The 12,844-nt window shown below is 36.0% G+C and carries 8 protein-coding genes; 2 read left to right on the forward strand and 6 right to left on the reverse strand.

Going from position 1 to position 12,844, the window contains the following annotated elements; all coding sequences use genetic code 11:
• Window positions 1-668: 668 nt before the first annotated feature.
• The 4 genes from LB465_RS15205 to LB465_RS15220 all read right to left on the reverse strand — a co-directional run bounded on the left by LB465_RS15205 (window position 669) and on the right by LB465_RS15220 (window position 8,521).
• Window positions 669-2,591 (reverse strand): putative porin, encoded by a 1,923-nt coding sequence (locus tag LB465_RS15205; RefSeq protein WP_224470780.1) that lies wholly within the window; start codon window positions 2,589-2,591, stop codon window positions 669-671.
• A gap of 351 nt (window positions 2,592-2,942) precedes the next feature.
• Window positions 2,943-3,698, reverse strand: coding sequence for a hypothetical protein (locus LB465_RS15210; protein WP_224470781.1), 756 nt, complete (start codon window positions 3,696-3,698; stop codon window positions 2,943-2,945).
• A 26-nt stretch (window positions 3,699-3,724) separates the two neighbouring features.
• On the reverse strand, window positions 3,725-5,272 hold the full coding sequence (locus LB465_RS15215; protein WP_224470782.1) for a RagB/SusD family nutrient uptake outer membrane protein: 1,548 nt from the start codon (window positions 5,270-5,272) through the stop codon (window positions 3,725-3,727).
• Window positions 5,273-5,290: 18 nt separating this feature from the next.
• Window positions 5,291-8,521 (reverse strand): SusC/RagA family TonB-linked outer membrane protein, encoded by a 3,231-nt coding sequence (locus LB465_RS15220; RefSeq protein ID WP_224470783.1) that lies wholly within the window; start codon window positions 8,519-8,521, stop codon window positions 5,291-5,293.
• A 345-nt stretch (window positions 8,522-8,866) separates the two neighbouring features.
• Between LB465_RS15220 and LB465_RS15225 the strand changes: the two genes are divergently transcribed.
• Window positions 8,867-9,463 carry a ribonuclease HII gene (locus LB465_RS15225; RefSeq protein ID WP_224470784.1) on the forward strand — a complete coding sequence of 199 codons (597 nt, stop codon included), beginning with the start codon at window positions 8,867-8,869 and terminating at the stop codon, window positions 9,461-9,463.
• 29 nt (window positions 9,464-9,492) lie between these two features.
• A complete protein-coding gene (locus LB465_RS15230; protein WP_224470785.1) occupies window positions 9,493-11,946 on the forward strand; it encodes a hypothetical protein in 2,454 nt (817 codons plus the stop codon).
• Here the strand turns inward: LB465_RS15230 and lipB are convergent.
• Window positions 11,943-12,641 carry a lipoyl(octanoyl) transferase LipB gene (gene lipB, locus LB465_RS15235; RefSeq protein ID WP_224470786.1) on the reverse strand — a complete coding sequence of 233 codons (699 nt, stop codon included), beginning with the start codon at window positions 12,639-12,641 and terminating at the stop codon, window positions 11,943-11,945. The two genes, LB465_RS15230 and lipB, sit on opposite strands and share 4 nt — an antisense overlap.
• Window positions 12,638-12,802, reverse strand: a complete 165-nt coding sequence (locus tag LB465_RS15240; protein WP_075327910.1) for a YqaE/Pmp3 family membrane protein — start codon at window positions 12,800-12,802, stop codon at window positions 12,638-12,640. The genes lipB and LB465_RS15240 overlap by 4 nt, the downstream gene beginning before the upstream one ends.
• Window positions 12,803-12,844: the final 42 nt, after the last annotated feature.

Genomic DNA, 12,844 nt, shown 5'->3' on the forward strand with positions numbered 1-12,844 from the left:
TTAATTCTAAATTATTTGTAAAAATTGCTAATGCAATTTTACGCGCTGTCAATTCAATAAATCAATGAACTTCCCCGGTATTACCCGAGATATTCTTGCTAAAACAAAAGGACTCGAACCTTTACTCTTTACTTACCCACCCGGGATTTCTTTTCAATATTTTGGGAACTTGTTTCCGCTGTAAGCGGCTGCAAATATACACTACTTTTTCTTTACAAGCCAAATAATTTTTAATAAATTTTTTGACTTTATTTTTAAAAAGCAACTCCTTAAAAGAACTCTAAAAACAACACCGATTTTCAAACAAAACCTTAGCTGTTTTTGCGGCTGCAAATATACAACCCCTTTTAGTTCTCACAAGTAAAAAATAATATTTTTTTTACTTTTAATTTTTAAAGCTTTTTCAAACCTTAAAAACCTTGCATCTCCCAGTATGTAATGAACTTCCCACTTTACTCCCCAACCCTCGTTGTGTCTCAAAGCGGGTGCAAATATACGCGGGTTTTTTAGATGCACAAGGCTTTATTCGATTTTAGATATTTTTCAGAAAATTTCAGCTGGATCTACTTTATTCTCATAAATATCATGCTTCAAATGCGCCGTACCTTCTAAATAGGCAAACAATTGGTTAAAAAACATTCAATAGAGAATCGCTTCCGAAGAAAAAATTAAAGAAAAAAGTTCCAAACTAGACCAAATCGAAGTAAAAAGTCGCTATAAGGATAGCGCGGTGCTACAAAGTTATTGTTGGCCTCCAGCAACGAATTGACATTTTCAAGATTTAAAAAGATTCGGGTTTGATCTACTTTCGCATTAAAAAAGAAGTCTACTACCGGATAATTCCCAAATTCGACTGAATTCTGAACATAGAATTCAGCTAAAACAGGATCGTAAGCATTCATATTATAATTAGTAAAGTATTTAAAAGTAAATCCCGTTTGGAGGTAAAGCGCCTTATCAAACCATTCATCTTTATAATAAATAGAATTTCGAGTTACAAATTCAGGAAGATTTAAAACCGATGCACCGTCCAGCACGTTTTGGTACATTAAGGTATTATCTATGGCAAAAAGGCCAAAATCAAAATCCTTACTTGCCTTCAACTTTAAATAACGCACCTGGTCTCCCGCCTGAAATGGTTTCACCAGGGTATCTTCCCCTTCAGCAAAATAGGTGTAGTTTTGAATTTGTGTTAATCTTCCTTCTATATTAAGCAACTTTTTAGAACGCAATTTTCCGTAAATACTTTGCGTATTTACATTATCAAATTCATTCTGCCAGTTATAATTAATATAAGTGCTTTGATAAAGCAGAAAATTATAATTAGGCATATGGCTGTTTTGGTTAACTCCAAACTCTAATCTATTCTCCTCATCTAAACTATAACCCGCGTGTGCTGAAAAATAACTACCCGTAAAATCACCAGCGAGGTTTAGCATAGCGTCGGCTTCTACATCAAAACCGCCAATAGTTTTTCTATACTCTCCACCTAACGAATAATTTGATCCGGTAAGCTTATTATTAATAGTATCGTTTTCCCGTATATAAAATGTCTTATAACCGTATTCGAAATTCTTAACGGCTGCTTTGGCTTTTACCTCGCCAAGAGTATTATTAGACCACTGCACATAGGCTTCATTATAAAATTCGGTTAAACGCACCCGGTCCCGTAAATTATTACGCTGAAAAGAAGGTCCAAAAATCTCGTTTACCGCATTAGCCTGAAGAAAATCGAATTTCTTATAATCGTGGTTAAAAATGTGACCGATCTTTAGTGCATTAGAGGAAAGAGAATCTGGCCTGGCTACATGATAGAAATGATCTAGATAAAAACGTTTTCCGTAAAGTGTACTTTCGGCATTTTCAAAATTCATTGCTAGCAAGGAACGGTCTTCGAATTCCTCTTCTTTATTTATATATTGTTGTAATGCTAAATCTGACAGCCCACCGTTTTCCTGATTCATTAAATCGTGGGAGACAAAATGCGTTCTTAACTGATATTTTCTATCCAGTGTTTTATAAGTTAGGCCAAACCTAAATATCCCTGTGCTCGTAAGCGCATTTTGATATCTTCCTAATGAACGAACACCTTTATAAGCTGCAGAGAAATTCAATCTCTCTGATGTATTAATAGTAAATAAAACATCTAATTGTTGCCCTTGTTCAGGTACGGTTTTAAAATAAGCTTCGGTAACCGGTGTGGGCACGTGGTAATAATAAATATCTTCTACATCTAAAAAATTATAATGCCTGGCTTGTGCACCAAACTCCGGATATAATTTTTCTGCATCAAAATCTATCCCAAGCTTATTATAGGTTTGCCCAGTATTAGAAAATGGTAGTAACTCAAAATTATCTTTTCGGCGATAATTGAATTTATAATTTTTTTCTATAGTTAATGTGGTATCTACATGAGTAGTATCATTAGCTATTGAAATTATTTTGTAAGCAGAGATTGGGGGTTTAATGGTGTCTTCTTCCTTAGTAGCATTTTCCGAGGTGCCTTGGTTTCCGCCACCACCGCCCAATCTAGTTTGGGCCTGGCTACAAATAGGTATAAGGAGTAAAATCAGCAGTATGTAAAGTTTCATATATAAAATGGACTTCAACAAAAGTAAAAATAAAAATCACAGAAAACAGAAATTGCTATAAACAAAAAGATCACAAAGCCTTTGGCCTTCTCGCTGAAGTCTTAAGCACCGAGCATATAATATAAGATAGGTAATTGAACCGTGATTTTAGCAAAAAAATTGTGTAGAAAGATATTCAGCCTGTAAGTATTCTATATTTTACAGATCAGACAGACAGTTCCAATAACTGTTTCATCAAATAGCATTATTCACCATATTTATAAAGTAATAGGTCAAAAAAAAACCGTCTAAAAATAATTTTTAGACGGTTTTCATAAATTTATATAAACTATAACTTCTTATAGTATAACATTAAGTGTCATCACCATCAGTTTCTTCAGTATTAGAGCTACCTCCAAGAGTAAAAGCTTCAGTTGTTTCAGCTCCAAAATCACCAGGAATAACAAGAAGTTCCTCTCCACCAAAAGTTAAGGTTACAGATCCTTGGTCAGGAAAAGTAAGACCATCTCCGTAAGAATCAAAAATGGTGAAAGTGTAATCGCCATCAGGAAGACATCTCTCTACCGTAGTACCTCCGGCTCCGTCTACATATGGTCCGCCTTCTAAAATAGTATTACCCTCAGTATCTTTAACATTCCAGGTAGTCTCACTAGCGTAGCCATCAAAAACGAAATCAATAACCAAAGGACTATCACAAGACAAAGAAACGTTTAGAGTAAAGTCATCCCCTGTAGAAAAATTCTCTTGAGGTGCAAGACCTAGAATTAAGGTTTCTCCATTTGGACTAAAATTAACATCCTGAACATTGACTGTAAAAACTGCCTCGTTAGAACCACCAGGTACAACTACTGTTTCAGGTACAGAATATGCCTCAGCACTCATGCTAGAAGACTCCCTTACTACTATATCCAAAGTTCTATCCTCGTTAACTATATTGGATGTATAAACATTCAAATCATAGGATGTACTTCCGCCCAATTCTATTTTAATATCTGCAGGACCTTCTTGAAGCGCGGCAAAATTTGGTGGCGTAAAATCACTTTCATGATCACAACCCACGAAAGAAAACGCTATGGTTGCAATAAATAACAATAAATATTTTTTCATAATGTATTTATCTTTTAAGATTAAGACTAGTTGTTTTGAGTACTAATAGCCGGGTTATAAAGAATTTCCGCTTCTGGAATTTCAAAAGTCATACGCTCATCGTTATAAGGAATTGGCTCCCCTACAAAAGATAAGTGGTTCGGCCCTCTTACAGTCGTCGCCTTGTTTCTCTTCATAGCAAGGTAAGATTTCCCTTCACCCCAAAGTTCAATTCGAGTTTGTAGGTAAATTTCATCTTCAAGATCCTGCCCAGAAAGATCATCCAGGTAAGATGTATCATCTACTCTTAAGTCTAAAAGGGCAGCTAAAGATGTTCTGGCCTCAGCATCCATATCAAGATTGGCAGCTGCTTCAGCATTCAATAAATACATTTCAGCGATTCTCATATAAACAAGATCCATTGTAATTACCTGAGATGGCCCTCTTGCAACTCTAGCAGGATCATAGAATTTACCCCATGGTTGCAGATAGTTAGCAGATCCAGGATTGCTCATAAATTGACGTCTTCTAACATCATCAGCAGGCATTTGATCGTAAAGATCAGAATCCATGGCCTTATAATCACCATAACCAGCATAACTATAGGAGAAGTAATCCATTTGTCCCCACCAGGAAACAAGACCAACCCCAACATCTGATGTAACATCAACACCCCACATCCATCCTGCAGTATTTACATCATTAAATCCACCACCGGAAATGCTTCCGCTGTTTCCAACCAAGTTTACTTCTGCAGCATCTGTAGGAGCAACTTCAGTAGAATCCATAATTGGGTAGCTACTTTCAGCGATAATCTCATCGGTTAAAGTCTTAACCTGTCCCCAGGCTTCAGGAGTGTCCTTTGATGCCAAAACATAAGCTAAAATACCTTTTGCAACATCCTGGTTTATTTCGTTTTTAGCAGATCTTCCAAATCCATCAAGCAAAGAAATCGCATGATTTAAATCTGATTCTATAAGATCATAAATTTGTGATGCCGGTACTTTAGGACCGTTCTCCTCTTCTGGAGATACATAAATTGGAAGTATTTCCTCATTAGGATCGTATTCCTTTTGATAATATTGAGTAAGGTAAAAGTAAGAATGTGCTCTCAATGCCTTAGCTTGCCCAAGAATATATTTATTCTCTTCTACTTCCGGCTCAGCATCGTTACCTCCAACTGCATTAATAACAAGATTGGCAGAACGAACAATACGGTAATAATACCTCCAAGGCATATAATTTCTTTGTTGAAGAAAATCCTTTGGCGCCTGAAATTCAGTGATATCAGCTCTATACCAACCAAAAGAACTTACAGAAAGGGCCATATCACCACTTAGCATATCTCCATAAATATCATATCCTTTATGGCCAAAATCATCGTGGTTAGTAGTACCTCCAGATCCAGATTCAAATTGAAGAGAGTAAATACCAGTCAAAGTTCCAACCAGTACGTCTGCATTAGTTTCACCAGCTTCTGAAACCTGTTCCTGTGTTAAAAATTCAGAAGGCTCCTTTTCCAGGTAGTCTTCGCTACATCCTACTAGCATAAGCAGCGCGGATGACAGCAATGTTAATTTAAATAAATTTTTCATATCGTATATTTTTTATTTTTAAAACTTAACTCTTACACCTGCAGTAATCGTTGTAAGAGGGGCGTATAAACGACGTCCAGAATTACCTGTTTCATCCGTGTTTGGAAGGAAACCATCTCTTGCAGTATTCACATAAAGGTTATCTCCAGATAAATAGAGGTTCACATAGTTAATCCCGCTATCTCCAAACATTTCTTCTGGAATCGTATATCCAACTCTAACATTGTTTAATGCGATATAATCTGTGCTTGTTACAAAACGGTCAGAAGCTGAAGTACCATTTACAAATGCGTTATCTGTTAAAGCAGGAACGCTTGTCATATCTCCAGGACGTTGCCATCTGTTTAAGATGTCTGAGTGGTAATTGTTTCCAACTGCACCAAAACGGTCGCTCATTAACTCTGCATACTGCGCATCGTAAGCATGACCTCCAAAGCTATAGATAAGCTGAGCGCCAAAAGTAAAGTTCATAAAGTTACCACCTAATCTCATACCACCTCTTACATCAGGAATCGCTGATTTATCGATATATTTTTCAGTAGCATTAGCATAAGTTTCTGTAACTCGTCTTTCAATATTAGCATCTGGATTATCAGTAGTAAAAAGTTTCATATTTTGAATGGCTTCTTCACCATTATCCAGAATTCCATTGGAATTAGCATCATTAAAGTATTGGTACCACTGTGGAGCACCATTCGCTGGATTAACTCCCGCATACTCTCTAGTATAGATATCAAAAATAGATCTACCCTCACTAAAAGCAAAAGGAGAATTAGAAGTATCTAATATACGCTCTTCTCCAGTAGAAGGATCTAATGGCATTCTTGTAATCACGTTATCCAAAATCTCACCGTTCACACTTAGATCTAAATTAAAGTCTGCAGTTTGAACAAGATGACCTGTTAAATTAAATTCTAAACCTGAGTTTCTTAAATCCCCATCGTTAACTGTAATAATGGCGATACCCTGAGAAGGACCTACTCTACGTGAAAAAATCTGGTCTTCTGTATTTTTAATATAATAATCTATGGAACCATCTAACCATTTTCCAAGTCCAAACTCAGTACCTACCTGGTACATTGTTGAAGTCTCCCAGGTTAGATCTGGATTTCCATTCCCTAACATTGAAAGAGATATCTCATTGTTTAGGTTATTAATACTAAAAGTATCATATCCAGAATAGTATCCTACCCCAGCTTCATCACCCATAATACCGTAAGAAGCCTTAAATTTAAGGAAGTTGAACAAATCGTTGTTTGCAAGGAAATCTTCGTTAGAAGCTACCCAGGCAGCACCAACAGATCCAAATGTCCCCCATTTCTCATTAACAAAACGAGAAGATCCGTCACGACGTACCGATCCTGTAAGGAAGTAAGTATCAATGAAATTATAGTTAACCTGCCCAAAATAAGATTCTATAGACCTTCCTTCGTTAAAACCAGTAGCAGGACTTGCAGCAACAACATAGTTATTTAGTTCGTAAATATCTGAAGCTACAGCTTTGGTTTTAAATGCTGTATTATAAGACAATTCAAAATCATTAGATTCGTGTGCAGCCAAAACTTCCAGGCTATGATCCCCAAATTGATTCTCATAACGCAATAACTGTAAAAAGTTAGTAGTTAAGGTTTCGGTATCTGACTTAAATAAAGTACCGCCATCACCTTGCGCAGAACCATAGAAAGGATTGCTTGCACTAGTATATCTATTCATCGCATACTGAGCACCAAATTTGGTTTCAAACGTAAGGTTATCAGTAATTATAAAATCTAAACCAAAACTTCCGTTCAATTCGTGTCTTTCAGTATTATTATAGTCGTAAAGCGCAGAACCAACCGGGTTCAATCCGTCAGATTGTGGTCTTGTTCTAAAATTTGAAAAGCTACCATAATCCAATTGATTACCACCAAATATAGGATCTGGCACCAATTCTCCTTCATCATCTCTCAAATAAACCCCAAAAATAGGAGCTGTTTTGTCAGCAAATTCAAAAACGTTTTCAGATCCTACTGTTTGGCCGTTTTCTAATTGCTCAGAATATGCATAACCAATGTTAGCGGAAAGGTCTAACCATTCCTTAACCTGAGACTTTAAATTTAAACGTGTGGTATACCGGTCATAGCCTGTATTTAAAGCATAACCATTATCATTTAAATACCCTGCAGAAGCAAAGTAAGTAGTTTTCTCATCTCCACCACCAAAACGCACGTTGGCTTCAGATCTAATAGCCTGCTTAAACGCTGCATCAGCATAATTCTGTGGTGTATACTTTCTTGTCACACCATCTCTTACCATACGGGTATCAGGATTAATTAATTCTGAAGCTGAATCTACATTCCACATATTATATCCAGCAGGAACATAATTAGAAGAAAACAATCTTGCGTTTGCATAAGCTACTGGATCTGCAGCTCCCGTAATATTACCTCGATTATAAATACCTTCCCAAACAAGTCCGATGTATTGTTCTGGTGAAGTAAGAACATCATATCTTGGAATTATCTGATCGTTAACACCTGTTCTAACATCTACTTCAATGTAATCTTCTCCGGTAGAAGTACCTGCTTTTGTAGTAAGCAAAATAACACCGTTGGCACCACGAGAACCGTAAATTGCGGTTGCGGTAGCATCTTTAAGTACGGTAGTACTCTTAATATCTGCGGGGTTAATAGAGTTAATACTTCCTGAAAAAGGAACACCGTCTACTACATAAAGCGGAGCTCGGTTTCCATTTACAGAACCAAAACCTCTAATTCTAATCGTAGAAGTCGTACCTGGCTGTCCAGAAGTATTAATTACATTAACACCTGCAACCTCACCTGCTAATGCCTGAGAAACGTTAGAAAAGTTTTTATTTTCCAAATTCTCAGTATCAATGGTAGTTGCTGTACCAGCAAAAGATTGTCTTGTAGCGGTACCGTATCCTACTACTACTACTTCATCTAAAGCAGCAGCGTCTGTACCAAGAGTAACATCATAAACATCAGCTGCTCCAACAGTCACCTCTTGATTACTAAATCCAACATAACTAAAGACAATGACGTCTCCTATGTCTACTGAAAGACTATATTCCCCATCAAAATTTGTTTGGGCACCATTAGTGGTACCTTTCTCAATTACGTTCACTCCCGGTAGGGGCAAACCATCTTCGTCGATGACCGTACCGGTCACCACTTTTTCCTGTGCAAAAGTAAATTGCACTACAAACGCTAATAATAGCGTAAGAATTCCATGTAATTTGTTTTTCATTATTATTTAAATTTGAATTAGCCTACGCCAAAAATCATAATAAATTCTTAATAAACCAAATGATTTTTTAATTGAATTATCATTTCCTTTATCAAAACATCTTTGAAAGATATAAAACAGAGGCCCTTTGAGAGGTTATTTTTTTACGAATATTGCAAAATTATATATAATTAACATTTGTAAACCCATAGGAACTTTATGAGTATTTTAATAAAAAAAAGGCAATAACTCATTTTCCGAAACGTTTTCCCGCGCAAATTCAAAGAACACACTATATATTATATACGAAGAAAAGGAACTAATAGTTTTGTATATACCCGAAAATCTTGCAATTTTTGCAGTATCATGCTAAAAATGTATAACCTCCCCTGCCAGATAGCCGGCACAGACGAAGCCGGCCGTGGTTGCCTTGCCGGCCCAGTAACTGCAGCAGCAGTAATTTTACCCAAAAACTTTAAAAACAAATTATTAAACGACTCTAAGCAAACTAAGCTAAGTGATCGTAATAAACTTAAAGAAATTATTATTGGTGAAGCTATTGCTTACGGAATAGCCCACGTATATATGGAAGAAATTGATGAAATTAATATTCTAAATGCATCTATTTTGGCGATGCACCGGGCGATTAAACAGTTAAGTTGTGAACCAGAACATATTATAGTGGATGGCAATAAATTTAAACCATACGGAAATATATCACACGATTGCGTTATAAAAGGGGACGGGAAATTTCTTAGCATTGCTGCAGCTTCTATTTTAGCTAAAACCGCCAGAGATGAATTTATGGAAAAAATACATCAGGAATTCCCTCTTTACAATTGGAAACAAAACAAAGGTTATCCCACTAAAGAACATCGCCGTGCGATCATGGAGTTTGGCAGCACTCCTTATCATCGAAAAAGCTTCAAGCTTTTGCCGGAACAATTAAAACTTACGCTATAACTTTTATATTTGCTGAAATTTTAGCTTTTATGAAGAAAATTCTCTTCAAAATTTTACTAGTTCTCTTTCTTATTTCCTGTCAAAACCAGGAAAAAATCGTGGATCCTTCCGGATTTATTCCTGATGATGCTGCGGTAATTATTCAAACTCCTAACCTTAAAAATCTTCAGCAGGATTTAGAAAACTTTAGCTTTTTAAATGAAAATAAACTTAGTGCGAAAGATCATCTAAAAGGTGAATTAGGCTATTTGAACCACGCCGGCACTCTTACAGCGGCTATAATCGCATTTTCTATCTCTGAAAACGATAAATTGATTTACACCTTAATAGTTAAAGACAAGCCCAAATTTCAACTGGATTCCATTAAAAATAAATCGGTAGAAAGCATTAAAACTGAAGGCCATAATTACCAAAAAATGGTGTTAGAAAACAAAACATTCTTTTTATCAAATGAAAATACACCATTTATAGCTTCTAATTCTGAAGAAAAACTAAGACAGGTTCTAAATGAAGAAAAGTTACTTAAGACTGAAGATTTCAAAAGAGTATATTCGGCTATAGATCTTAACAAGACTTCTGTAATCCTTAATCATCAGAATTTAAAAGATTTTCAGCGAAAATTATTTCCAAATTTAGATCTAAAAAATATAGAAAATTATGCCGATTGGAGCGCATTAGATCTCGATTTCTCTAAAAGTGGGCTTTCCTTTAACGGTCTTAGTATTGCCGAAAATTCATCTGCTCTTCATGACATTTTTAAAAATTCAGGAACGGTTCCGCAGGAACTTGCTGCCGTCACTCCCCAAAATTCGACAGGTTTTGCAACTATAGGCTATAAAAATCCTGAAATATTTCTTCAGAATTTAAAAAAGTTTAGAGGCGATTCGGTTTCTAATGCTATTGACGAAATTATTTTAAACATCCAGGAAGCCGGGATTATCGCTACGGAAGAAAATTCTTTATTGGCATTAAAAACCCTCGTAACTGTTGATGCTATGGATTTAATTTCTAATTATGGTGAGTTAGAAGAAAACTATCGCGATTTTCCCATATATAAGATTTCTCAACCCGAAACTTTTAAAACACTTTTTAATCCGTTATTAAAACCTGAAAAAACAAATTTCGCCGTTGCAATTGACGAATACCTCGTTTTTGCCAGTTCAATACCGCAACTTCGAGATCTAATTGCGGATTATGTAAACGAGAATACCCTGGCGCATCAATCCTTTTATAAGGAAAGTCAGCAAAAATTAGCCCAGGAATCATCAATACTAATTGTCGGAAAAACCGAGAAATTAAAGGCTAATCTCGCTGACGCCGTAGCAAACGAATTAAGGGAAGAAATAAATAATCTGAATTTTGGCGAACATAAATTGGCCATTCTACAACTGGTAGAAGAAGATGATTTCGCTCATATTCACGGTACATTTGAAACCCAAAATAATGGAGACATCTCCAATAGAAAGACCGAAGAAATGCTTTCTGTAAACCTTGAAGCCCAATTACTTAACGAACCGGTCTTGGTTAAAAACCATTTGAACAACCAAATGGATATTGCGGTTCAGGATATTAATAACACGCTTTATCTAATTTCAAACAAAGGCACGGTTTTCTGGAAGAAAAAATTAAGTGTACCAATTTTGGGAGACATCAAACAGGTAGACCTTTTTAAAAATGGACGATTTCAACTTGCCTTTGCCACTCCTTATTCTATAGAAGTTTTTGACCGAAACGGAAATACGGTAAAACCCTTTCCCCTTAAATTTAAAGATCCAATTACTCAGCCCTTGTCTTTATTCGATTATGACAACAACAGAAAATACCGCTTTTTGATTACGCAAAACGATGAAGTGTTTATGTATGATAAAAATGGAAAAAGTGTAGGAGGTTTCGATTTTAGAAAAACTAATTCCGAAATTCTAAAAGCGCCAAAACATTTAAGAATTCAGAATAAAGACTATATCGTTTTTCCTGAAAAAGTGGGAAAACTTAATATTTTGAGCAGGCAGGGAGAGCATAGAGTAAAGGTACAAGAGAGCATAGATTTTTCTGAAAACGAATGGTATGAATTTGAAAATGATTTTGTTTCAACTACTTCTGAAGGAAATTTAGTTAAGGTCACACAAACCGGCCAGGTAAATATTTCAAGCACCAATTTTAGCGAAAATCACAAGATTTCAGCAAGACCCAATCTATTGGTGAGCCTTTCAGAAAATATTCTAAAGATTAGAAATAAAGAATTAAACCTGGATTACGGACTTTACACTGAACCTGAAATCCAATATGTAAACGACAAATATTACATCAGCCTAACCGATCTACAAACCCAAAAAGTGTATGTTTTTGACAGCAATGCAGAACTGCTTCCCGGCTTCCCCGTTTACGGCACTTCAGAGATCAATTTAAATAATGCCGATATCGATAACCGCCCGGAATTTGTAGTAAAAGGAGGTGAAAAAGAAGTTTTATTGTATAAATTCTAACTCAATTCTGCCTCAAACAATTCTTCAAAATGTTTTAAAACCTTCTCCTGAACTTCAGCTAAAGGAATTTCTCTTTTCCCGAGTTCTACATTTAAAGAAGTGACTGCTTTCCCTTCAATTCCACAGGGAATAATATGGTCAAAATAGCCTAAATCGGCATTTACGTTTAATGCGAAACCGTGCATAGTGACCCAACGACTGGCACGAACACCCATCGCACATATCTTTCTGGCAAATGGGGTTCCCACATCCAGCCAAACTCCGGTTTCGCCCGGGCTGCGTTCAGCCTTTAAACCATAATCTTTTAAAGTAAGAATAATACATTCTTCAAGAAACCGAAGGTATTTATGAATATCGGTAAAGAAATTATCCAGATCCAATATTGGGTATCCTACCAACTGCCCCGGCCCGTGATATGTGATATCACCACCACGGTTAATTTTGTAATATTTAGCCTGTCTTTTTTCGAGTTCGGCTTCAGAAATAAGCAAGTTTTTAACATCACCGCTTTTCCCCAAAGTATAAACATGGGGATGCTCTACCATTAAAAGGTAATTTGGCGTAATTTCATTTAGATTCTGTCTTCGGTTTTTAATTTTAAGATCAAGAATCTCCTTAAAAAGACTTTCCTGGTAATCCCAGGTTTCTTTATAATCCTTGTAACCTAAGTTCTGTAAGTTTATCTGCTTGTTCATACGCCTTTTCTCGGATTATTAAGAATAATAAGTGCAGCGATAACACCCGGAATCCAACCTAAAATAGTAAGAATCAACACAATTAAAATAGAACCACATCCCCGATCGTAAACCGCAAGGGGTGGAAATAAAACAGAAAGAATTACACGCCAAACACTCATATTATTTAATGCTTTTATCAAATATGTCGCAAAGATAAGATT

This window comes from Salegentibacter lacus (assembly GCF_020164555.1).
Taxonomy (GTDB): domain Bacteria; phylum Bacteroidota; class Bacteroidia; order Flavobacteriales; family Flavobacteriaceae; genus Salegentibacter; species Salegentibacter lacus.

Coding starts and splice junctions, on each gene's coding strand:
- LB465_RS15210 (WP_224470781.1), bottom strand. CDS start 3,698: ATGAAAAAATATTTATTGTTATTTATTGCAACCATAGCGTTTTCTTTC.
- lipB (WP_224470786.1), bottom strand. CDS start 12,641: ATGAACAAGCAGATAAACTTACAGAACTTAGGTTACAAGGATTATAAA.
- LB465_RS15220 (WP_224470783.1), bottom strand. CDS start 8,521: ATGAAAAACAAATTACATGGAATTCTTACGCTATTATTAGCGTTTGTA.
- LB465_RS15205 (WP_224470780.1), bottom strand. CDS start 2,591: ATGAAACTTTACATACTGCTGATTTTACTCCTTATACCTATTTGTAGC.
- LB465_RS15225 (WP_224470784.1), top strand. CDS start 8,867: ATGCTAAAAATGTATAACCTCCCCTGCCAGATAGCCGGCACAGACGAA.
- LB465_RS15240 (WP_075327910.1), bottom strand. CDS start 12,802: ATGAGTGTTTGGCGTGTAATTCTTTCTGTTTTATTTCCACCCCTTGCG.
- LB465_RS15230 (WP_224470785.1), top strand. CDS start 9,493: ATGAAGAAAATTCTCTTCAAAATTTTACTAGTTCTCTTTCTTATTTCC.
- LB465_RS15215 (WP_224470782.1), bottom strand. CDS start 5,272: ATGAAAAATTTATTTAAATTAACATTGCTGTCATCCGCGCTGCTTATG.